24 protein-coding genes and 1 other annotated feature are annotated in these 24,027 nt (G+C 38.1%); of the genes, 23 read left to right on the forward strand and 1 reads right to left on the reverse strand.

Annotation, left to right across the window (positions count from 1 at the left end; genetic code table 11):
* From RYM16_RS06895 to RYM16_RS06905, 3 genes are all read left to right on the forward strand, one after another.
* Positions 1-692, forward strand: a 692-nt coding sequence (locus RYM16_RS06895) for an aminotransferase class V-fold PLP-dependent enzyme (protein ID WP_314983109.1), incomplete at its 5' end; no start/stop codon positions are given.
* A gap of 13 nt (positions 693-705) precedes the next feature.
* A complete protein-coding gene (sufU, locus tag RYM16_RS06900) occupies positions 706-1,131 on the forward strand; it encodes a Fe-S cluster assembly sulfur transfer protein SufU (RefSeq protein ID WP_009351377.1) in 426 nt (141 codons plus the stop codon).
* A gap of 1 nt (position 1,132) precedes the next feature.
* The gene (locus tag RYM16_RS06905) at positions 1,133-1,816 is read left to right on the forward strand and encodes an HAD hydrolase-like protein (RefSeq protein WP_314983110.1); all 684 of its coding nucleotides are present in this window, start codon (positions 1,133-1,135) and stop codon (positions 1,814-1,816) included.
* A 96-nt stretch (positions 1,817-1,912) separates the two neighbouring features.
* Here RYM16_RS06905 and RYM16_RS06910 read toward each other — a convergent pair whose 3' ends face one another.
* On the reverse strand, positions 1,913-2,419 hold the full coding sequence (locus RYM16_RS06910) for an S-adenosylmethionine decarboxylase family protein (RefSeq protein WP_009351352.1): 507 nt from the start codon (positions 2,417-2,419) through the stop codon (positions 1,913-1,915).
* A 341-nt stretch (positions 2,420-2,760) separates the two neighbouring features.
* Between RYM16_RS06910 and RYM16_RS06915 the strand changes: the two genes are divergently transcribed.
* From RYM16_RS06915 to bioF, 20 genes are all read left to right on the forward strand, one after another.
* Positions 2,761-3,240: a CtsR family transcriptional regulator gene (locus RYM16_RS06915; RefSeq protein WP_054747582.1), complete on the forward strand. Its 480-nt coding sequence runs from the start codon at positions 2,761-2,763 to the stop codon at positions 3,238-3,240.
* A 6-nt stretch (positions 3,241-3,246) separates the two neighbouring features.
* Positions 3,247-3,786, forward strand: a complete 540-nt coding sequence (locus RYM16_RS06920; protein ID WP_314983111.1) for a UvrB/UvrC motif-containing protein — start codon at positions 3,247-3,249, stop codon at positions 3,784-3,786.
* Positions 3,787-3,795: 9 nt separating this feature from the next.
* Positions 3,796-4,857, forward strand: coding sequence for a protein arginine kinase (locus RYM16_RS06925; RefSeq protein ID WP_009351368.1), 1,062 nt, complete (start codon positions 3,796-3,798; stop codon positions 4,855-4,857).
* 109 nt (positions 4,858-4,966) lie between these two features.
* Positions 4,967-7,414, forward strand: a complete 2,448-nt coding sequence (locus RYM16_RS06930) for an ATP-dependent Clp protease ATP-binding subunit (protein ID WP_314983112.1) — start codon at positions 4,967-4,969, stop codon at positions 7,412-7,414.
* Positions 7,415-7,582: 168 nt separating this feature from the next.
* Positions 7,583-8,956, forward strand: coding sequence for a DNA repair protein RadA (gene radA / locus RYM16_RS06935; protein WP_273298508.1), 1,374 nt, complete (start codon positions 7,583-7,585; stop codon positions 8,954-8,956).
* Between the two features lie 15 nt (positions 8,957-8,971).
* Complete coding sequence (locus RYM16_RS06940; protein WP_314983113.1) at positions 8,972-10,123, forward strand: TRAM domain-containing protein; 1,152 nt, start codon at positions 8,972-8,974, stop codon at positions 10,121-10,123.
* Entirely contained in the window at positions 10,107-11,282 is a 1,176-nt protein-coding gene (ispD, locus tag RYM16_RS06945) for a 2-C-methyl-D-erythritol 4-phosphate cytidylyltransferase (RefSeq protein WP_314983114.1), read from the forward strand. Before RYM16_RS06940 ends, ispD begins: the two co-directional genes overlap by 17 nt.
* Positions 11,283-11,284: 2 nt before the next feature.
* Positions 11,285-12,754, forward strand: coding sequence for a glutamate--tRNA ligase (gene gltX, locus RYM16_RS06950; protein WP_274204937.1), 1,470 nt, complete (start codon positions 11,285-11,287; stop codon positions 12,752-12,754).
* Positions 12,755-12,889: 135 nt separating this feature from the next.
* Positions 12,890-13,843 carry a bile acid:sodium symporter family protein gene (locus RYM16_RS06955; protein ID WP_259306563.1) on the forward strand — a complete coding sequence of 318 codons (954 nt, stop codon included), beginning with the start codon at positions 12,890-12,892 and terminating at the stop codon, positions 13,841-13,843.
* Positions 13,844-14,105: 262 nt separating this feature from the next.
* Positions 14,106-14,312, forward strand: a binding site (T-box leader).
* 48 nt (positions 14,313-14,360) lie between these two features.
* Complete coding sequence (gene cysS, locus RYM16_RS06960) at positions 14,361-15,809, forward strand: cysteine--tRNA ligase (protein ID WP_288991583.1); 1,449 nt, start codon at positions 14,361-14,363, stop codon at positions 15,807-15,809.
* Positions 15,799-16,275: a ribonuclease III domain-containing protein gene (locus tag RYM16_RS06965; RefSeq protein WP_314983115.1), complete on the forward strand. Its 477-nt coding sequence runs from the start codon at positions 15,799-15,801 to the stop codon at positions 16,273-16,275. The genes cysS and RYM16_RS06965 overlap by 11 nt, the downstream gene beginning before the upstream one ends.
* A 1-nt stretch (position 16,276) precedes the next feature.
* Positions 16,277-17,008 (forward strand): 23S rRNA (guanosine(2251)-2'-O)-methyltransferase RlmB, encoded by a 732-nt coding sequence (gene rlmB, locus RYM16_RS06970; protein ID WP_314983116.1) that lies wholly within the window; start codon positions 16,277-16,279, stop codon positions 17,006-17,008.
* Positions 17,009-17,010: 2 nt separating this feature from the next.
* The gene (locus RYM16_RS06975; RefSeq protein WP_024066835.1) at positions 17,011-17,544 is read left to right on the forward strand and encodes an NYN domain-containing protein; all 534 of its coding nucleotides are present in this window, start codon (positions 17,011-17,013) and stop codon (positions 17,542-17,544) included.
* Between the two features lie 73 nt (positions 17,545-17,617).
* Positions 17,618-18,292 carry an RNA polymerase sporulation sigma factor SigH gene (gene sigH, locus RYM16_RS06980; protein ID WP_314983117.1) on the forward strand — a complete coding sequence of 225 codons (675 nt, stop codon included), beginning with the start codon at positions 17,618-17,620 and terminating at the stop codon, positions 18,290-18,292.
* Between the two features lie 5 nt (positions 18,293-18,297).
* Positions 18,298-18,534 (forward strand): preprotein translocase subunit SecG, encoded by a 237-nt coding sequence (secG, locus tag RYM16_RS06985; RefSeq protein ID WP_009351331.1) that lies wholly within the window; start codon positions 18,298-18,300, stop codon positions 18,532-18,534.
* 55 nt (positions 18,535-18,589) lie between these two features.
* Positions 18,590-20,953: a ribonuclease R gene (gene rnr / locus RYM16_RS06990; RefSeq protein ID WP_314983118.1), complete on the forward strand. Its 2,364-nt coding sequence runs from the start codon at positions 18,590-18,592 to the stop codon at positions 20,951-20,953.
* An 8-nt stretch (positions 20,954-20,961) separates the two neighbouring features.
* Positions 20,962-21,432 (forward strand): SsrA-binding protein SmpB, encoded by a 471-nt coding sequence (smpB, locus tag RYM16_RS06995; protein WP_004695987.1) that lies wholly within the window; start codon positions 20,962-20,964, stop codon positions 21,430-21,432.
* Between the two features lie 224 nt (positions 21,433-21,656).
* Positions 21,657-22,157: a hypothetical protein gene (locus RYM16_RS07000; protein ID WP_105098253.1), complete on the forward strand. Its 501-nt coding sequence runs from the start codon at positions 21,657-21,659 to the stop codon at positions 22,155-22,157.
* Positions 22,157-22,897, forward strand: coding sequence for a 6-carboxyhexanoate--CoA ligase (locus tag RYM16_RS07005; protein WP_314983119.1), 741 nt, complete (start codon positions 22,157-22,159; stop codon positions 22,895-22,897). Before RYM16_RS07000 ends, RYM16_RS07005 begins: the two co-directional genes overlap by 1 nt.
* On the forward strand, positions 22,890-24,027 hold a 1,138-nt coding region (bioF, locus tag RYM16_RS07010), incomplete at its 3' end, for an 8-amino-7-oxononanoate synthase (RefSeq protein ID WP_314983120.1). The genes RYM16_RS07005 and bioF, both read left to right, overlap by 8 nt.

A 24,027-nucleotide genomic window follows, 5' to 3' on the forward strand; every position in this document is an offset into this window, starting at 1 on the left:
CTGTAAAAGAATTGACAGAAAAAGCACACTCTGTTGGTGCTGTTGTCGTTCTTGATGGTGCTCAATCTACACCTCATAAAAAAATTGACGTTCAAGAACTTGATTGTGATTTCTTTGTATTCTCTGGCCATAAAATGTGTGCGTCCCAAGGTATTGGTGTACTCTATGGTAAAAGAGAATTATTAGAAGCAATGCCTCCATTCTTATTGGGCGGCGATATGATTGAATATGTAAAAGAGCAATCTGCTACGTTCAATGAATTGCCATACAAATTTGAAGCTGGTACACCAAATGCAGATGGTGCTGTTTCCTTGCATGCTGCTATCGATTATTTAGAATCCTTTGGTATGGATGCGATTGAAGCGTATGAAGAAGAATTGGTTGCTTATATTTTACCTAAATTGTTAGAGCTACCGCATGTTAATGTAATCGGTTCTACCAATCCGAAAGAGAAGCATGGTGTAATTGCTTTCACTATAGATGATGTACATCCTCACGATGTAGCAACTATCTTAGATGCAAAAGGTATTTGTGTGCGCTCTGGTCACCACTGTGCACAACCATTAGGTGCATTCTACAATGTATCTGCATCTACGCGTTTAAGTATGTACTTGTACACTCGTAAGGAAGACCTTGATGCCTTCCTCGAAGTATTGAAGACTGTTCGTTCAGTCATGGGCTTTAAAGATTAGGAGATTACCATCAATGGAAATGGATCAACTATATACGGAACTAATTTTGGAACATAACCAAGATAAACGTAATAAACATGAGTTAACTGAATTCACAACTTCTGAACATGGTCATAACCCTAGTTGTGGTGATGATTTAACATTACAACTTAATGTAGTAGATGGCATTGTAAAAGATGCAGCATATACTGGTTCTGGTTGTGCTATTAGCCAAGCTTCTGCATCTATGATGATTGATATTATCAAAGGTAAATCCGTAGAGGAAGCTCTACGCTTGGTTGAAGTTTTCCTAGGTATGATCAAGAAAGAGATTACTGATGAAAGCGAGTTAGAACAATTAGAAGATGCTATGGCATTACAAAATATTTCTAACATGCCAGCTCGTGTTAAATGTGCAGTTCTTGCATGGCATACATTAAAAGAGGCTTTAAAGAAATAATATGAAAAAGACAATATTATTTGACTTAGATGGTACTTTGACAGACTCTCAAGAAGGTATTTTAAAAAGTATTAAGTTTGCCTTAGAACATTTTGGCTATAACGTACCTGATGAAGAAACATTGCAATTGTTCTTAGGGCCGCCATTGGTAGATGCCTTCCAAGAACATTGTGGCATGACTTTTGAGCAAGCTGAAGAAACATACTTCAAGTTCCGTGAACGGTATGGAACGATTGGTAAGTTCGAAAATACAGTATATCCAAATATTGTAGACTTATTAGCTAAATGTAAAACTGAACAATATACGATTGCTTTGGCTACGGCAAAGCCAGAACATTATGCTAAGGATATCTTAGATCATTTTGAATTAACACCTTACTTTGATGTAATCGTTGGTGCTAATTATGAACGTGGATTGTTACACAAGAAAGAAATCCTTGAAAAGGCTCTTGAACTCTGTGGTAATCCATTAACTGATGAAAATGGTAATCGTATGGCATTCATGGTTGGAGATCGTAAGTATGATGTAGAAGCAGCTAATGAACTTGGTTGTATCTCCGTCGGTGTTACTTATGGTTATGGCACAGAAGCTGAACTAAAAGAAGCTGATGCCGAATATCTCTGTGATGACGTTGATGAAATTGCAGATGTTCTCGACCTTGAAGCATTAATGGTTCGTAGATAATAACATAAAAAAAGCTAGAGGATAATGATATGTACCCCCTTTACTGGACAACCAGTAAAGGGGGTACATATCACAGTTCATTACCTCTAGCTTTTTTTATTTTTTTAAGCCGCTTTTTTTAGCTAATGTTTTAATAACCTTAGCACTTTGTTTTTTCAATTTGCCGCCTGTTTGTTTGAGTTGGATTCTTGTGCGAGATACGCGACCAAGAGTAGTGATTTTAGTTTTACGACGCGGCTTCATGTCTCGTTCGTTGCCAAAGTCACCGCGTTGTACACTCGTTGCTTTTACCTTTTCTGCTCTGAAAGATTTACGCAATGCTTTCATAATCAATGTAAGTGGTAAGGATTGCTCGAAAGAGTACAAATCAACTGCTACATAACCTAGTGCAGGATATGTGTGCAATGTAAAGTGAAAGCCTGGTGCAACAGAAAGGAGGGCGATCTCCTCGTCCATAACCTGACAACTGATTTCATCAACATCAAGTTCAGCTAAATCAAATGCAGTAGCTACACTTTCTTGTACAGCTGTAGCGGATGAAATTGCATCTTCATCACAGGAATATAAATCAATTAACAGTTCTTGTCCTAATGCTTCTGCCATAATAACACCTTCTTTCGGAATATAATATCTCATTTATTATACATAGAATTAAAGATTAAGTCCAATCATAGAACAATGAATTAAAAAAATGAATTAAAAAATAGAATAAAAGTCAAAACTATTTAGTGTGATTTGACTTATTAAATATATATAGAAAAACTCAGGTATAATAAAGCTTTTCCTAATTTTAAAATGTATAAAAGTAGATAATAGGTCAAATGTGAGTACTATAAAGCTTGACTTTTATATTGACTAAAGTCAAATAGTCAAATATAATGGAATTGTATCAAAGAACAAATAGTCAAAAACTATAGTAAATATATTTTAAAGGGGTGTTTTTTATGAGTATGATAGCTGATAAAATAGAAAAATTTATATTAGACCGTATGCGTGAAGAACAAGAAAAGCTAATTTTAAAGCGTAACGAATTAGCTGATGAACTAAATTGTGCACCATCCCAAATTAGTTACGTATTGAGTACACGCTTTTCTAATGAACGTGGTTTTGATGTTGAATCTAGACGCGGCTTAGGTGGTTATATTCGCATCAAAAAACTAAACCCAGAAAGCTCTGATTCTTTACCTGCCGTAACGACATATCGTATTTATGAAGGTCAAAATACGGTGGAACGATTAATTGATATGCGAGATGTAGATCAATCGTTGTTCCAACTACTTCAATCTGAAAAGATTACTCGCCGTGAAGCTCAATTAATGCATAACTCTTTTGCTACTTTGATTGAAAATGTAGATATTGAAGAGCGCAATGAGGCTGTTCGTCAGCTTTACGCAACAATGGTGGATACACTACGGAAGGAGTGATGATCGATGTTATGTGATCATTGCCATAAGAATGAAGCTACCATTCATATGACTAATATCGTCAATAATCAAAAGACGGAACAACATCTTTGTGGTACTTGTGCTACCCAGTTACAACAAGAGGGCAAATTATCTCCCTATAGTTCTTTTATGAATGATATGTGGGATAATAGCTTTTTTACCAATGATTTTTTTAAAAACATGGTTTATCCAGATAACTTATTAAAATCTCATCAATCTAAGAGATGTCCTCAGTGTGGTATTACTTATGACGAATTTAATCGAGTAGGTAAGTTTGGCTGCGGTCAATGTTATGAGACTTTTAATAGTGAAATAGATCCCTTATTACAACGTATTCAAGGGAGTTCTGAATATGAAGGAACTGTACCTAGTCGTGGAACTAATGTGTTTAAAGCTAAATATGAAGTGAAGCGATTGCGTCATCAATTAGATACAGCAGTTCAAGCTGAAAATTTTGAAGAGGCTGCTATCTTAAGAGATAAAATTAAAGAATTAGAAGCCATCATCGATGGCGGTAAAGAGTAGGAGGTTCTTATGTTAGATACTATATTGGACTCTCCTTTAAGTCAGTGGTTACGCCACGATACAGATGCGACAGATCACATTGTAATCTCTAGTCGTATTCGTTTGGCTCGAAATTTTGATGGCCTATTATTTACAAATCGTAATGATACATCTGCTTTAGAAAAAGTGAATGCAATATCTAGAGGATTGCTGCAACCTTTGAAAGATGCAGACGGACATCAATATTCCAATATTAGTCTAGAGCAGTTAAGTCAAAGTGAAAGGGCTGTATTAGTAGAGAAACACTTAATGAGCCCTGCTCTTGAAGAAAAATTACCATATCGTAACTTGGTTGTATCTGATGATGCATCCATTGTAATTATGGTGAATGAAGAGGATCACTTACGGATCCAATCAATGGCTTCTGGACTTCAATTGCAACAGGCTTATGACCATGCAGTGCAAATCGATAAGGCTATCGAGGCAAAGCATCCCTATGCTTTTGATGAACGCTTTGGTTATTTGACGGCATGCCCTACAAATGTAGGAACCGGATTGAGAGCATCTGTAATGTTACACTTGCCGGCCTTAACTATGTCTGGGCGAATTACACGACTCATTCGTAGCATAATTCAATTAGGATACTCTGTACGAGGTTTGTACGGTGAAGGCTCCGAGGCTTTAGGCGCTATTTACCAAATTTCAAATCAACGTACTATGGGAATAAGTGAAGAAGCAACGATTGAGCAATTAACCAAGATTGTAGAAGGCATAATTGCAGAAGAGCGTAAATCTCGTCAATCTTTATTACATAATGATAAAGAAGGTTTAGAAGATGTTCTGTGGAGATCCTACGGCGTTCTACAATATGCGCGCCGTGTTAATGGTAAAGAAGCATTAACAAAACTAAGCGATATTCAATTAGGCGTAGATTTAGATATTTTATCACCTTGGGGTAATGATACCTTCAATGAATTGGTGGCCATAACTCGACCTAATTTCCTTACTAAATATTTAGGTAATGAAGATTTAACAGAGGCCGATCGCGATAGCTATCGAGCTAAAGTAATACGTCAAAAACTTTCAAAATAGTATAAATTTCACAAATACTCAATTGATATTCCAATGGTGTTTCCCACCATTGTTTACATATATTTGAAGAGATACAATTACAATTTACATAGATAGATGAGGTGATATTATGATGCAACGCTTCACAGACGATGCACAGAAAGTCCTTTCTTTAGCACAAGAGGCTGCTTTAGAGCTTGGGCACGACTATGTGGGAACTGAACACGTACTCATCGGCCTTACAAAGGTTAAAAATAGTGTAGCAGCAAAGGCTTTAGAAGAGCTTGGCATTGTTACAGAAAATATTTTTGAAGCCGTAGAGGACCATGTAGGTCGCGGTAATAAAAAAGCGACCTCTATATACATGACACCTCGCGTTAAATATGTCCTTGAACTGGCAGTTCAAATGGCAAACCGCATGAATCATAATTATGTAGGTACTGAGCATATTCTACTAGGTTTACTAAGTGATGGTAGCGGTGTTGCAGCTGCTATATTACAATCTATGGATGTTAGAACTAATGATGTAGTAGATGCTATTCGTAATATTCTTGGTTCTAATTCTAAGGGACATAATGATGGTCAAGAAGGCTCAAATGGAGATGGCGAATTAGGTGATTTATCTGATTTTGCCACAGATCTTAATGAGTATGCTAAACAAGGTAAAATTGACCCTGTTATCGGTCGAGATACTGAGATTCAACGGGTTATTCAAATTCTAAGCCGTAGAACTAAAAATAATCCTGTTCTCATCGGTGAGCCAGGGGTAGGTAAAACTGCCATAGCCGAAGGTTTAGCGCAACGTATTGTTACCGGTAATGTACCTGAAATTTTACGGAATAAGAGAATTATTTCGCTTAGCATTGGTGCTATGCTAGCCGGTGCTAAATACCGTGGTGAGTTTGAAGAACGGTTGAAAAAAGCTATCGATGAAGTACAACAACATGATGACATGATAATCTTTATCGATGAAATTCATACGTTAGTTGGTGCCGGTGCCACTGAAGGTGCTATGGATGCAGCTAATATTTTGAAGCCTGCCTTAGCACGTGGTGAGTTCCAAGTTATTGGTGCTACAACTCTTGATGAATATAAAAAACATATTGAAAAGGATGCTGCTTTAGAGCGTCGTTTCCAACCTGTTCAAGTAGGAGAACCTAATGAAGAGGATGCTCTTGAAATTCTTAAGGGCTTACGAGATCGCTATGAAGCATTCCATAAGGCTAAAATAACGGATGAAGCGTTAAAAGCAGCTGTGTCCTTATCAAGTAGATATATTACAGACAGATTCTTGCCTGATAAAGCTATTGATGTGGTGGATGAAGCTGCATCTAAGGTGCGTATGCAAGTATTTTCTACAGCACCAGATGTTAAGGCTCTAGAAGAACGTCTAAAGGTAGTCAAAAACGAGAAAGAAGCAGCCGTTACATCCCAAGACTTTGAAAAGGCTGCTAAACTACGCGATGAAGAGAAAACTCTAGTAAAAGACATTAGTGATAAAAAATCTGCAGCAAAAGAAGAAAGTGATCAAAAGTTAGTAGTTACAGAAGATGATATAGCAGCAGTAGTGGCGCAATGGACGGGGATTCCAGTGGCTAAAATAGCAGAAGAAGAATCTGAAACCTTGCTCCACTTGGAAAAAGAGCTTCATAAACGCGTAGTAGGTCAAGATGATGCTGTTACAGCTGTAGCTAAAGCTGTGCGCCGTGCAAGGGCTGGATTAAAGGATCCTAAACGTCCTATTGGGTCATTCTTATTCCTAGGTCCAACAGGGGTAGGTAAAACTGAGTTAGCAAGAGCACTTGCATCCTCCTTGTTCGGCGATGAATCTGCTATGATTCGACTTGATATGTCTGAATATATGGAAAAGCATACTGTATCACGTTTAGTTGGTGCCCCTCCAGGCTATGTGGGCTATGAAGAGGGCGGTCAATTAACAGATGCGGTGCGTCGTAAACCATATAGTGTTATTCTTCTCGATGAAGTGGAGAAAGCACATGCAGATTTCTTTAATATCTTGTTACAAGTTCTTGATGATGGTCGCCTTACTGATAGCCAAGGTAGAACTGTAGATTTTAGAAATACAGTTATCATCATGACGAGTAATTTAGGTGCTAAAGCTTTACATAAGAACTCTCCAGAGCTTGGATTCTTAGCTCCTAAAAAATCTGAATCTTCTATAAATCAATCTAATAGTATAGATTTTAAAGAAGCTAAGAAATCTGTTATGGATGCTGTAAAACGTCATTTCAGACCTGAGTTTTTAAATCGTATTGATGAAATGATTGTATTCCAACCATTAACTGAAGAGGACTTACAACAAATTGTCTCTATCTTGATGAGTGATGTTACAAAACGCCTTAAAGAGCGTGAGCTTCAATTAGAAATCACAGCTGAGGCGATGCAATTACTCGTTAAGGAAGGTTCTGATTTTACAATGGGGGCTCGACCACTAAAACGAGCTATTCAACGATTAATTGAGGACCCTGTATCAGACCTTATTTTGAAAGGAGATGCTACAGAAGGAAAAACTATAAAAGCAGATGTCAAGGATAACGAGATCGTTGTCAGCGTATAGAAAAAACACAAAATATACAGTTAATGACTACCTTTCATATAAAAAATATAAGTTAAATGGTATACTATAGGATAATGATAGTTAACCATGTAGTAAAATTATGCATAAAAGGTCATGAATGGTTATCATTCATGACCTTTCTTTCTTAGTAAAATATTTTGAGGCATTATGGCAAAAGCAAAATCAGTATTCTTCTGTCAAAATTGTGGGGCTGAGTCTTCTAAGTGGATGGGCCGTTGCCCACAATGTGGCGAATGGAATACATTAGTTGAAGAAATTATTAAAGAAACTAAACATAGCCGTACACCTTCCCGTGGTGTAGGGAATCAAACGACTAAGCCTACAGCTTTACCAGATATTGAAATTTCGTCTATAACACGTGTATCTACAACCTTTGGTGAAATTGATCGCGTATTAGGTGGCGGCATAGTACCTGGTGCATTAATGCTTTTAGGTGGCGATCCAGGTATTGGTAAATCTACACTATTATTGCAAGTTTCTCAAAAGGTTGCAGATACTGTAGGTACAGTTCTCTATGCATCAGGGGAAGAATCTCAGTTACAACTTAAGCTTCGGGCAGAACGACTACATATCAATAGTGAACGTTTACAAGTTATTGCAGATACAGATTTAGATTATATACTTGAGCAAGCTGATGCAATGACGCCATCCTTACTTGTCATTGATTCTATTCAAACCATGTATACTGGTGATATCGATGCTGCCCCAGGCAGTGTTAGTCAAGTTCGAGAATGTACATCTCGACTCCTTCGATTTTGCAAAGAACGCAATATTCCTACGGTTATCATTGGTCATGTCACAAAAGAAGGCAATATTGCAGGTCCACGTATGTTAGAGCATATGGTAGACGTAGTGCTTTACTTTGAAGGGGAACGATCTTATCAGTTCCGCATATTGCGATCCATCAAAAATCGTTTTGGCTCAACATCTGAAACTGGTATTTTTGCCATGGTTGAAGAAGGCTTGCAAGAATTATCCAACCCTTCAGCTTCATTATTGGCAGAACGGTCTGATGAGGAAAGTGGCAGTGCAGTCATGATTTACCTGGAAGGGGTTCGCCCAATCTTAGTAGAGGTGCAAAGTTTGGTAGTTACCACAGCCTTTGGCATGCCGAGAAGGACGGCAATCGGCTATGATCTTAACCGTTTGATTGTACTTTTGGCAGTATTAGAAAAACGTTGTGGCTTTACATTGGGAAATAAGGACGTGTACGTTAACGTTATTGGTGGACTTAAAGTAAACGAGCCAGCTTGTGACTTGTCTATGGCAGTAGCAATAGTATCTAATTTAAAAAATCGTATCGTTCCTACAGATATGGTTATCTTAGGAGAGGTCGGTTTAACAGGAAATGTTCGAAGCATTCCGCGCATCGAGCAGCGTATTAATGAAGCTAAAAAACTAGGCTTTAAAAAGTTTATTATTCCTGAAGGCAATTATAAGCAAATCAAGGATAATGATAGTTCTATCAAGATTAGAGGCGTCAAATCTATTCAAGAGGCGATGCAGCTCGTGTTTTCTTAATTAGGAGGTGATTTGATGATTTATCGGATTTTACGCTATGTAATAGCCATCCTTGTAGGTACAGCTGCCTATGTAGGGATGGATACATTAGATCCTATTATCGATCCGTATTTAGTTTCTCAGTTTGAAAATATGGGAGATATGTCATTAACAGTTGCACGTATTGCAGTATTAATTGTTGGTACATTGTTAGGTGTTATTATTGGCTATTTGATTTCATCATTTATTTTGAAACAAGGGTTAGTAATTGCAAAACGTTTAGAGCGCTTACTCACGCATATTCCAAATCAAGAATTGATTGCAGGCACCATCGGTTTATTATTCGGTCTTATTATTGCAAATTTAATTGGTGTTGCATTCAATCAAGTGCCTATTATAGGACCTTACATTCCTATTATTCTTAGCGCTATCTTTGGATATAGTGGTCTTAAGCTTATGGCCCGTAAAGGACCTGAAATGTACAATAACTACGTACAACAATGGGGCGGAGATGGCACTAAAAAAACAAGCCGCTTTAAAATGTTCTCCACCCATAAATCAGATAAAGCTTCTAGTACGCCTAAATTACTAGACACATCTGTTATCATTGATGGTCGTATTAAAGAACTATGTAATACAGGCTTTATTGAAGGACCTCTAATGGTTCCACTCTTTGTATTAAACGAGTTACAAATTATTTCGGACTCTGCAGATGCTACAAAACGCAACCGCGGTCGTCGAGGTCTAGATATTTTGAAAGATATGCAAGATGCTAATAAGGTTGCTATTGAAGTTGTAGAAGACGATTATGATGATCTTACAGAAGTCGACTCTAAGTTGATGCGCCTCGCCTTAGACAAGCAATGGAAGTTGATGACTAATGATTTTAACTTGAATAAGGTAGCTCGCGTACAAGGTATTGAAGTGCTTAACCTCAATGAATTGGCAAATGTGTTGAAACCAGCTCTTATTGCAGGTGAGTGGATTCGCGTACAAGTTATGAAAGAAGGTAAAGAAGTACACCAAGGTGTAGCGTATCTTGATGATGGTACGATGATTGTCGTAGAAGACGGTAAACCTTATGTAGGACAAAATGTTGAGGTTATGGTTACATCTATACTACAAACGAGTGCAGGTCGCATGATCTTTGCTCGTGTAGATGGGGGACAAAATGGACAAGGTAATTAGCTGTATCGTTCTTGCCGCAGGGGCGGGACGCCGTATGGCATATAAAGAGAATAAAATATTTATCTCCCTTGGTTGTTATTCTATTATTCAGCGCACTTTGCAGAATGTTGCTAAATTACAAGGCTTAAGCGAGATTATTCTCGTTGTAGCCGATGGTGAACAAGACTATATGGCTGAACATATTAAGGTCTTGAACCTTACAGTACCAGTTCATATCGTTCTTGGTGGTGCTGAACGTCAAGACTCCGTTGCTTGCGGTCTTAAGGCGGTCGATGAATCTAGTAATATTGTCCTTGTTCATGATGGAGCACGCCCATTAGCCTCTACAGAAATGTTTAGTGCTGTCGCTGAGGCTGCTAACACATATGGTGCTGCCACAGTTGGTGTGCCTGCTACTGATACAATTAAACGTGTTGATACAGAACATACCGTAATTGAAACATTGAAACGCAGTGAGCTATACCAAATTCAAACACCACAAGGCTTTCAAAAAGATTTATTTAAGGTGGCCCATCAAAAGGCTCATGATTTAAATCATTTAGGTACTGATGATGTATCTCTTGTGGAATATTTAGGAAAGCCTGTACATATAGTAGAAGGTGATTACTGCAATATTAAGGTGACAACGCCCAATGATATTGCCGTAGCAAAACGGTATTTAGGAATTGAGGATAAGCGTATGCGCGTTGGATTTGGTTATGATATTCATCAATTAAAAGCAGGCCGTCTATGCATCTTAGGGGGCGTTCAAATTGAATCTGAGCTTGGCCCAGATGGTCATTCCGATGCGGATGTTCTTATTCACGCATTAATGGATGCTATGTTAGGTGCTGCTGGTTTAAGAGATATTGGCTATTACTTCCCACCTGAAGATGACCAATATAAAGGGATTTCTAGTATGCTTTTACTAGAAAAGGTAAATTCCTTATTGAAAGAACGTGGCTTACAAGCCTATAATATTGATATTATGGTTATTTCTGAGACTCCTAAATTAAAACCTCACATTGATACGATGAAGGCTAATTTACAGTCCGTATTGGAAATACCATTAGATCGCATTAGTATTAAAGCGACAACGAATGAAATGCTTGGTGCTATTGGGCGCCGCGAAGGCATTGCTGCACAAGCTGTCGTTTCTGTATATGAAGGAGAGGTATAATCATGAGTTCCATGAAAGTTCGTTTTGCTCCAAGCCCTACGGGTCCATTCCATATTGGTGGCGCTCGTTCTGCTTTATTTAACTGGCTATTAGCACGTAAAGAAGAAGGCACATTTGTATTGCGCATTGAAGATACAGATTTAGCTCGTTCTACACGTGAAAGTGAAGAAAATATCAAGGCTTCCTTACAATGGCTTGGTATGAACTGGGATGAAGGCGTAGACGTAGGTGGTGAAAATGGCCCTTACCGTCAAACAGAGCGTCTTGAACTATATAAAGAAGTAACACAACGTCTATTAGATGAAGGTCATGCTTACGAGTGTTACTGCTCTGCTGAAGAGTTAGATGCTGTACGCCAAGATCAAATGGATCGTGGTGAAACGCCTAAATATAATGGTCATTGTGATCACTTGGACGAAGAAACAAAGGCCAAATATATTGCAGAAGGTCGTAAACCAACAATTCGTTTACGTGTACCTTTGAACAAAACATATACTTTCGACGATATGGTTCGTGGTCGTGTATCCTTTGAATCTAACGGTGTAGGTGACTTTGTTATCGTTAAATCCGATGGTATTCCTGTATATAATTTTGCAGTAGTAATGGACGATCACATGATGGGCATTACTCATGTTATTCGCGCAGAGGAACATTTATCTAATACACCACGCCAAATGGCTATTTACGAAGCGCTTGGTTGGGACATTCCTACATTTGGTCATATTTCTTTGATTCTCGGTAAAGATTACAAGAAAATGTCCAAACGTCATGGTGCAACATCTGTTGAACAATACAAACAATTGGGGTACTTGCCGGAAGCACTTGTAAACTTCTTAGCACTTCTTGGTTGGGCGCCAGAAGGGGAAGAAGAGTTCTTCACACCAGATGAATTGATTCAAGCCTTCTCTATGGATCGCGTAGCTAAGAACCCAGCAGTATTTGATATTGATAAACTAAACCATATCAACTTCCACTATATGAAAAATTTGAGCGACGAAGATTTATTCCATCTTTGCTTGCCACATTTGAAAGAGGTTGGTTTGGCTTCAGATAGCTTAAATCAAGCTGATATCGATTGGTTGACATTGTTATGTTCTACATTCCGCGACCATATTAGCTATGGTGCTCAAATTAAAGATCACGTAGGCATGTTCATGGGCGAAACCGTATTCCTTGAAGAAGGTCACGAAGAGGAATTGCGTGCTGTGTTGAATGAAGAAACAGCTCCTACAGTTCTCAGTGCTTTCCGCAATGCATTAGCTGAACTTGATGAAATTACACCTGAAGTTGTAAAAGCAACTATTAAGGCAGTCATGAAAGAAACTGCTTTGAAAGGTAAGTTTGTATTTATGCCAATTCGCGTTGCTTTAACAGGTCAAATGCATGGTCCTGATTTGAACAACATCGTTACCTTGCTTGGTAAAGAAAAATGCTTACATAATTTAGATAATGTAGGTGCTTTAACAAAATAATCTTTATAGAAAATTGGAGAGAGCTCTCATAACGTTGTTATGGGAGCTCTTTTTGTATATGTTGTGATTATTCTATGGAAATGTTATAATAGGCGGCGTATTTTTATTTTATATATTATGAAAGTGAGTGTTTTTATGAGTGTTATTCGTTCTATTAACCACTTATTCAATAGTTATCTATCTTGGATCGTACTATTGATGGCTGTATTAGCATATATGCTTCCTACAGTATTTTCTTGGATGACGCCTTACATTGCGTACATGTTACAATTCGTTATGTTTGCCATGGGTTTAACTTTGACAGCACAAGTATTCCTTGACGTATTTAAACAACCAATGAAGGTTATCCTCGTATCTGTTATCCAGTTCTTATGGATGCCTTTGGCAGGCTTCTTGGTAGCTTTAGGATTTAATTTCCCGCCAGAAATTGGTATTGGTTTTATTTTGTTAGGTGCTTGTCCAGGTGGTACAGCTTCTAATGTTATGACATTCCTTGCCAACGGTAATGTGCCATTATCTGTATCTGCAACAACTGTATCTACGTTGTTAGCTCCAATTTTAACACCTTTATTTGTTGTGTTATATGCAGGTGCTACATCCTCTATTGATATTCAATTCATGCCGATGTTTATGTCTATCGTGAAAATCGTATTAGTACCGATCATTTTAGGTATCGTATTGAATTACTTCATTGGATCTAAAATTGAACCTGTTAAAGATGTATGTCCAACAATTGCTGCTATTGCAGTATTGCTCATTTTGGCTGCTGTTACAGCAGTGAACCAAAAACAAATTGCTGAAACAGGATTCATCATCTTCGTTGCTTGTTTAGTACAAAATGTAAGTGGTTACGTAGTAACTTACTTTGTATGTAAAGCATTAAGCATTGATATTTCCTCTCGTCGCGCAATGCAAATTGAAGTAGCGATGCAAAACTCTGCCTTGTCCGTATCTCTTGCACTTAAACATTTTACACCACAAGCTGCGGTAGCAGGTGCAGTGTTCTCTATCATTCATAACTTTACAGGCTCTATTTTCGCAGGTATTTGCCGTAAACATGATGATCAAGAGAAGTTGGAAAACGCTTAGTTTTAATTGATATAGATTATATTAATTACTATTAACATATCAATTACTATTAACGTATTTTGTATAAAAGTTATTGTTGATAGTGATAATAGCAGTCAAATATAATGTTTATATTAATCCTCATCATTTGAAAATTAATTACCTAAAAACCTATGTATAATAGGGTGATAATTAATTTTGAATGGTGAGGATTTTTCTTATGAATATTGACTTTCTATAGCATTATTTGGTAAAATAACTATATATCTAAATATAGATAAAATTAAAAGCTAGGACTGAAAGAAGTACTCTACAACTAACTTTTTAGCGAGAACCGATGGTGGGAGGGTTCATGGATAGGTAGACGAAATGCATTCACGAGCTGACACTCCGATTATAGGTAGGTTTGTCCGGTGACGCGCCGTTATGCGATGAGTGGGTGCCACTGTTGGTACCTAACAGAGTGGAACCGCGGACCATCGTCTCTGTATGAGATGAGAGGTCTTTTTTATTTACAAAAATGGAGGCATCGGTAACGATGAGAGAAATTACAGTTTATAATACTATGACACGCCAAAAAGAGGTTTTCAATCCTGTTACACCAGGTGAGGCAAAAATGTATGTATGTGGTGTTACACCATATAACCATCCTCATATTGGCAACGCCCGTCCTTTCGTAACGTGGGACGTAATTCGTCGATACATGAAACATGTAGGTTATAAAGTAACTTATGTACAAAACTTTACTGATGTAGATGATAAAATCATCAATACATCTAATGGTGAAGGGGTATCTTGGGATACTATTGCAAATCGTTATATTGACAGCTATTTCGAAGTGATGGATGCCCTTGGTGTACAACGTGCTGATATTTATCCACGTGTTTCTACACATATCGAAGATATTATTGCTATGATCTCTACATTGATTGAAAAAGGCTATGCCTATGAACTCGATGGCGATGTATATTATAGCGTTGATAAATTTGAACATTATGGCGAGTTATCTGGTCGTACCTTAGACGATATGGAAGCTGGTGCTCGTATCGAAGTTGATGGTCGTAAGAAAAATCCTATGGACTTTGCGTTGTGGAAAGCTGCAAAACCAGGAGAACCATATTGGGAAAGCCCATGGGGCAATGGCCGTCCAGGTTGGCATATCGAATGTTCTGCCATGAGCCAAAAATACTTAGGTACAGAATTCGATTTCCATGGTGGTGGTAGTGACTTGATCTTCCCACATCATGAAAATGAAATTGCTCAATCTGAAGGTTGTTCTGGCCAACATCCAGTGGTTCGTTATTGGTTGCACAATGGCTTTATTACTATCAACTCTGAAAAAATGTCTAAATCCTTGAATAACTTCTTCTTGGTAAAAGATATTTTAGAACAATATAGTCCAGATGCATTGCGCTACTTCTTGTTGAGCACACATTATCGCAGTCCATTAGATTTCTCTGATGAACGCTTAGAAGAAGCAAATAAGTCTTTAGAACGTTTAAGCACTGCTATTGAAAATCTATTGTACCTTGAAAAATGTGAACCAGGTCCTTGTGATGAGGCTCAACGTTTATTAGAAAAAGCTAAAGAGTATGAAGAAGAATTCGAAGCAGCAATGAGTGATGATTTCAATACTGCTTTAGCTACATCTAGCATGTTTGGTCTTGCTAAAGAAATCAACATCTATTACCAAGCTGTGACAGGCCGTGAAGGCGTTGTTTGCCAAGAAGCAATTGCGGAAGTTAAACGTATCTTCAAGTTCATGACAGAGGTTATTGGTATTCTTGAAAAAGCATGGGAAGGCAATACTGGTGCTAACGCTGCTGAATACGAAGAATTAATGCAGGTTATCTTGTCTGTACGTCAAGCGTGCCGTGATCAAAAACAATGGGGATTAGCTGATTGCATCCGCGATCGCTTGTCTGAAATCGGTATTACTATTGAGGATTCTCCTCAAGGTGCACGGTGGAAAAAACGTGAAGTTTAAACAATTTCAATTCTTAAAGAATGAAGCGATAAAAAAACTGACGGCTCTTGAACAAGAGCCGCTTCGTTTGCGTAAAAGAACTATAGAGGAATGCCTTAGTGCTGATGCAGTCATGCTTGCGTATATTGGTGACGCAGTGTACTCCATGTATGTGCGTGAGCGAGTAGTACAAATGAATATTACAAAGGTACAAGTGTTACACACCATTGTTACTGAATTTATTTGTGCTAAGTCGCAAGCGAAAGTGTTGCTTGAGATAGAAGATACTTTAACAGAACAAGAGCAAGCTATTGCTAGACGTGCTAGAAATAGTAATGTCAATGTACCAAAGAGCAGTACTGTTCAAGAATATCGCAGTAGTACGGCATTTGAAGCTGTACTAGGTTTTCTTTATGAAACGCGTCAAGATGAGCGCTTACAACATATTATGGGGCAAGCCTTTTCTATAACTCTTCGAGGTATGTAGTATGGATAATTATATTGTAGGCCGTAATGCGGTTAAAGAAGCCCTTAAAAGTGGTCGTTCAATTCAACGTATTATGGTCAGCGAAGATAAGGTGAAAACTGGTTTAGCTGATATCGTTGGCCTTGCTAAATCCCAAGGTATTGAAGTTAGACCAATACCTATTAAACAAATGAATAAGTATGACTTAGATGTACCACATCAGGGGGTTATTGCCCTAGTATCGGCGGTACAATTTAAGGAGTTGGGCGAAGTTTTACAAGAAACTAAACATGAAGTACCTTTGCTCATTTTAACAGATGGTGTAGAGGATCCTCATAATATGGGGGCTATCATTCGTACTGCAGAATGTGTAGGGGCTACGGCTGTACTCATTCCTAAGCGTCATAATGCACCTATTAATGCGACAGTTGCTAAAACTTCTGCTGGGGCTATTGAACAAATTCCCCTAGTACAAGTGGGCAATGTAGCTCAAACTATTAAGCAACTACAAAAACAAGGTTTTTGGGTAATGGGTGCCCATATGGAAGGTGATCGTACCTTGTATGAGGCGGATATGACGATTCCTACGGTTATCGTCATTGGTAACGAAGGAAAGGGGATTAGTCGCGTTGTAAAAGAGGCTTGTGACTTCCTTGTAACAATCCCTATGTATGGAAATTTAAATTCCTTAAATGCATCTGTTGCAGCTGCTGTTCTCATGTATGAGGCGGTACGTCAACGCCAAGCGAAATAACTATGTTAAAAGATATCTTAATTGTAGATGGCTATAATGTGATCTTCGCCTGGACTCATCTAAAGAAATTAGCACATGAATCATTAGAACACGCTCGAATGGAACTGAGAGATAAGCTATTAAATTACGGAAAATTCAAGGGATATGAAGTAATCCTTGTATTTGACGGTAAATATACGAAATCTGGTGGTTCCGTTGAAGTTATTACTAATGGTTTCATAGAGGTCTATACTGACGATGGAGAAACGGCAGATTCCTTTATAGAACGTGAGGTATTTTTGCGTAAAGGCAAATATACCAATGTATATGTTGTGACTTCTGATGGGGCAGAACAGAATCAAATTCTTGGATCTGGCGGGTTGCGAATACCTGCACGAGAGCTACAGAATATGATTCGTCTTGCTAAGGAAGAGGAACGACAGCAATATGCTCATGAACATAGACGAGATCAATTTAGCTTGCGACGTAATGAAGTAGGGGGCTTATTATCTCCTGAAGTGGCTGAAAAGCTAGAGAAATTGCGACGGGGCCATTGATAGTTGAAAATCAAATACACTTCCAGTATAATAAATATATTGGTTTTTCTCGCTCAATTGTAAGGAGGAGCTTATGAAATTAATTCATACACGCAAGTCCGATTACAATTTCAAGGAAATGACCGATGAGCAAGTTGTGGTCATAGCTCAAGAAGAGCAAAATGTGTTTGCAATCGATTATATTGTAAATAAATATAAGAACTTTGTTCGAGCTAAGGCCCGTTCCTATTTTTTAGTAGGTGCGGATCGAGAGGACATTATCCAAGAAGGTATGATTGGACTCTACAAGGCGACGCGCGATTTTAAACATGATAAATTAGCGTCTTTCAGAGCCTTTGCAGAATTGTGTATAACTAGACAAATCATCACGGCCATTAAATCGGCTACAAGACAAAAACATGCGCCTTTAAATTCCTATATATCTCTTAATAAACCGGTATATACAGAGGAATCAGAGCGTACATTGATCGAAATGCTATCCTCCGCAAAGGTTACAAACCCGGAGGACCTCATTATCAGTAAAGAGGAATTGAATGATATTGAGCGCAATATTGGTCATATTTTAAGTGATCTCGAGTGGGAGGTCTTGGAAGGATATCTAGACGGACGTTCTTATCAAGAAATGGCTGAGGTCACAGATCGCAGTGTTAAATCTATCGACAATGCACTGCAAAGGGTTAAACGTAAATTAGAGAAGTATTTAGAACATCGTGTATTGGGTTCGCCTAGAGCCTCACAGGAAGGATGACAGTCGTGACAAATTTTTTAATGATCCTAGAAGTAATCGTATCAATTTTATTAATCGTAGTAGTTGTGGCACAAAATAGCAAAAGCTCTGGCATGGGCGGTGCTGTTTCTGGTGCGGCAGACTCCTCTTTTGGTGGTAAGGCCCGTGGTGTAGACGGTTTCTTATCTAGATGTACAATTATTTTAGGGATTATCTTTGCTGTGTTGAGCTTAGTATTAGGGGCAATGATTAATCAATTCTAATGATGAAAGCCTGCTTTGCAGGCTTTTTCTTTTTACATCCTAAGGAGGTGAAAATTTGAAGAAAAAAGTATTGGACTTTTATAAATCTATCCAACCACATGCATATCATATTGAAGATGCAGCAATGGATAATCATATTCGAGGTGGTAAAGACCTAGAAATGTTTATTCGCTCTGCTAAAATGCTTGCTCGGGAAGGTGTATTAACTTGTACGCGCCCCGATGTATATCAATATGAAGAGCAGCAGTATGAAGAATATGAAGGGATTTACAAAGGATATCGTAAATCTTACGGCTTTGTTATCATGCTCGATGATGAAGATATTTATGTGGCTGAACAAAATAAGGGCACTGCCATGCATAACGACAAAGTGCGTGTTCGCGTAGTGCCATCTGACTATACAAAACATAAACGAGAAGGTATTATTGTTGATGTTATTGAGCGTGCTAATGAAACTGTAGTTGGCACCTATGATAGACAACAACACTTTGGCTTTGTTGTGCCTGATGATGAACGTATCGGTACAGATATATTTGTAGATTTGAAAAATACTTTAGATGCTCGTAGTGGCGCTAAAGTATTAGTTAAAATTACAAAATGGCCTGAAGGCGATAAAAAGCCAGAAGGTATTATAACAGAAGTTCTAGGCTATAAAGGCGATGTGGGCCTTGATATTAACTGCATCATGGCGAATCATAAGATTCCTTTTGCCTTCCCCGATGAGGTTATTAAGGCTAGTAAGAAAATCGATACTGTTATCCATGAAGACCCAAAACGTTGGGACCTTCGTGACTTACAAATGGTTACTATTGATGGTGAGGATGCAAAAGATCTCGATGATGCTGTGAGTGGTCGTAAATTACCGAATGGCAATTACGAATTAGGCGTACATATTGCTGACGTAAGTCACTATGTAACATCTGGCCAACCTATCGATAATGAGGCCTATAAGCGGGGGACATCTGTTTATTTAGTAGACCGTGTAGTACCGATGTTACCAGAGGTATTATCAAACGGTATTTGTAGCTTAAATGATCATGAAGACCGTTATGCTATGACCTGTATGATGGAAATTGATGATTCTGGTACTGTCGTTAATTATCGTATTAGACCATCTATTATCCATGTTGGACGACGTTGTAGTTATAAAGAAGTATATAAGGCACTAGAAGAAAACATTATTCCCGATGATTTACAAGACTTTATGCCTATGTTACGGGACTTAGCAGAAATTTCGAAAATTTTAAATCGCATGCGCCGTCGTAGAGGTGCCTTAGACTTTGATTTCCCTGAATATAAGGTTTTGCTTGACCTAGATGGTACGCCATTACGTATCGTTAAACGGGATCGCACAATGGCAGAGCGCCTTATCGAAGAATGTATGCTTATCGCTAATGAAACGGTAGCGACTCATTTGAAAAATACACATCGCACTTCGGTATATCGTATTCATGAAAGTCCCAGTGAAGAAAAGTTAGATTTATTCCAAAAGGTACTAAATTACTTAGGTCAAAATCTCGTTCTTAGTGCCGATGGCGTAACACCTCGAGACTTCCAAAAAATCTTAGATGTGGTGAAGGGGCAGGATATTGAGCAAGTAGCTCAAATTATGACCTTACGATCTATGCAACAAGCAAAATACAGCATAGAAAATGCAGGACACTTTGGTTTAGCATCTACATGTTATACGCATTTTACATCTCCAATCCGACGTTATCCAGATTTGATGGTTCATCGTCTTTTAAAAGCAGATATGCATTGGAAAAATGGATATTCCAAGCGAGATGTAGAGGATACTTTTTTAGCTGGTGCTGTTGAACATTCCTCTATTCAAGAGCAAGTGGCAACAGAGGCTGAACGAGAAACTACAGACCTTAAAAAGACTCAATATATGGTTCCATTCGTTGGCGAAGTCTTTGAAGGCAGTGTTGCAAGTATTACATCCTTTGGTATGTTTGTTGAGTTAGAAAATGGTATCGATGGCCTCGTGCATATTAGCATGATGAATGATGACTACTATTTCTTTGACGAAGAACATTTTGTTCTCGTTGGCAAACGTACAGGTAAAACATATCATCTAGGTGATAAGGTTACTGTTACCCTTGTGAAAGCGGATGTAGAAAAGAAACAAATTGACTTTGTACTAGGTGAAGTAGATAATTTGATGGCTATCCAAGAACAATTGCGCAATGGTTCCGATTATGCTTCTAGTCGAGATAGCTTTGGTAGTCGTAAAGATCGAAAATCCTCAAGTAAGAGAGGAAAAAAATCTTCACGACGTGATGATAATAATACTGGTCGTTCTCGTTATGATGCTTTCAGTAAAAAATCTGGAAAAGGCAAATCAAGCCGTAAGAAGTCGAATAAATCCACAAAACGTAGTCAATCTAAGAAATCTAAAAGTAAACGTAAACGATAGAGGTAAATATGGCAAAGAAATCAAGTCCATCCCTTATTGCTGACAATCGTAAAGCGCGTCATGATTTTCATATTCATGAAACCTATGAAGCCGGTATTGCTTTAACAGGTACTGAAATTAAATCTATCCGTCAAGGTAAGCTTAATCTGAAAGATAGTTTTTGTCGTATAGATAAAGGGGAAATTTTGTTGTATGGCGTTCATATTAGTCCCTATGAACAAGGCAACCGTTTTAACCATGAGCCGGAGCGTACACGTAAATTGTTGATGCATAAATCTGAAATCAATAAATTACATGCTCAAGTGAAGGAAAAGGGTTTCTCTTTAGTGCCGCTTAACTTTCATTTTAGCCATGGCTATGTAAAGGTTACAGTAGGCCTCGTAACAGGTAAGAAGCTATACGATAAACGTCAAGATATGGCAGAACGCGATGCTAAGCGTGACATTGCTAAACGAATTAAAGAGCAGCAAAAATACTAAACTATGAAAAGAACCAAGTCTTTAGGGCTTGGTTTTTTAGTTTCCATGAGAACTGTATTTACCTATTAGTGATAACGGGCTATTCATATTAGTCGTTAAGTCTAAATCTATTTTAATTTGTTAACTAAATATGTATTTTTGGTTGATAAAAATATATGTAGAAATTATAATGTAAACAAGAAGAGGTGTTTGTAGTTAACATTATCTAAGTAGAGGAGAAAACCATGAATCAGAACATTCGGTACATTACAGAAATTGCCATTTTAACAGCGATGATTACAGTATTAGGGGCTATCAAAATACCTAATATTATTCCTGGTATAGAATTTCAATTATCTGCCCCGTTAGCGGTAGCCATATGTGCCGTGTTTGGTTTCAAAAAATATATTATCAGTGGTTGTTTGTCTAGTTTAATTGGATTAGCGTTAGGTACTCAATCTATTTTAAATGTTATGATTGCTATGCAATTTAGACTTATCGTAGGACTTATCCTTTGGATGTGTCAAAACCATATGATTGGCATTATGATTTCCGGTCCTATTGCATCTGCTTTAGCACGTTTATCTTTGTCCTTGTATATTGGTAAGGCTGCTTTACCAATGATTGCCTTAGCCGTTCCAGGTATGATTTTTACAGTTATTATGGCACCAGTATTTGTGAAAGTATTCCGTAAAATTCACAGCCAAGTACCTCAAAATGATCTTCTTAAAGGGAAGGTGTCATAATGGCTGAATTATATAGTGTACGCATGCGTGCTGCTCAAGGTGGTCCCCATGAAAAAGGGGGCCACCATATTTCTGGGGCAGAGCGTATTGTGAAGTTAGAAGAAGTAGGGGCTATAGCACAATCGCTAGCTGATCGCGCCTTGTATCACAGTAAAGGAATAGCTGATTTTATAAATATTACAGTAGATGTAATCCCATCTAATGAGATAACATATGTCGATTGTTTACAAGTAGAAGAACATAGGGCTAATACGATTGCAGAGGCTCATCAATTAGCTATCGAGCTTTTACAAGGTACTCATATTACCGAAGTGGCTATTGAAAATGCTATGACTCTCTTAAAAGAATTAGATTCTTCTATGCGTGGTGCTATGCTAGTAGATGCTACAACGGGTAAACGAATTGATGAAGGCAATCGAGGTGTTCGTGTCAGTCATATGGACTCCTTCGATTCTGAATCATTAGGGGACAATGAACATATGCGAGAGGCTTTAGTTTTAGCATCTAAGGTGCAATCCGCTGAGGGGATTGTGGGTGAATTATGTTGGTCTGACGATCCAGATTATACGGTAGGGTATGTTGCATGTAATGGTGTCTATCACCGCATCCCTAATATGAAAAAATTGGGCTCACATATAGGGGGCCGTGTATTTTTTGTGCAATCAGAGATAGATAGGGAAAGTGTAATTGAGTACTTGGAGAAAGCTCCAGTACTTGTTCAACGGAGAAATAATGTATAAGTTTTTTAAAGAACAGCTAAATCATAAAATCAACAATCATAATTTACGTACCTTAAAAGAATACTGCCCTCTAGATGCAGTGCGCGTGAAGCGAGATGATAAAGAATACTTGATGATGGCTTCTAATAATTATTTAGGACTTACCTTTGATCCTCGTGTCATAGAAGGGGCTGTAAAAGGGGCTCAACAATATGGTACTGGATCAGGCGGGTCTCGACTTGTGTCTGGAACATTTCCATTATTTACAGAGCTTGAAAATGCATTAGCAAAATTTAAGAATACTGAAAAAGCTCTCGTCTTTAATACAGGTTATATGGCTAATGTAGGAACAATTTCGGCTATTGCAGATAAGAATACTATTATCTTTAGCGACGCCTTAAATCATGCTAGTATCATTGATGGCTGTCGTTTAAGTAAAGCCTCTATAAAGGCGTATAGTCATAGCGATGTAGAGGAATTAAAGTTCCTACTGAAACAAGCGGATCACGGTATACGAAAACTCATCGTTACTGATGGTGTCTTTAGCATGGATGGCGATATTGCACCATTAGATAAGCTATATGAACTGAGCCGTGAATATAATGCACTGCTCATGGTGGATGATGCACATGCTACAGGTACCATCGGCAATGGCCATGGTACAGCTGCCTATTTCGGTCTTGAAAAAGAGATAGATATACAACTTGGCACTTTGAGCAAATCCCTTGGGTCAGTGGGGGGCTATGTTGCTACTAATAGTACGATTGTTGACTATCTTGTTAATACGAGCCGTAGTTTTATATTCTCTACTGCCTTATCTCCAGCAGATATCGGGGCTGCTCTTTGTGCATTACACATCATTGATTCTGATTCATCTGTTTTGGAACGGTTGCAAGACAATGTAGGCTATATGTCAGACCGATTACATTCTATGTGCATATATGCTACAGCTGATACGCCAATTTTCCCAATTCTTATTGGCAAGAATGAGGATACCTTAGCTGTATCTAATTATCTATACGAGGCTGGAATCATTGGTACCGCTATTCGTCCGCCTACAGTTCCTGTTGGTGAAAGTCGGATTCGCTTGACTGTTACAGCGGCACATAGTAAAGCTCAAATTGACTATGTGTGCGATACATTGTATAAAG

The organism is uncultured Veillonella sp. (assembly GCF_963524655.1).
Lineage (GTDB): Bacteria > Bacillota > Negativicutes > Veillonellales > Veillonellaceae > Veillonella.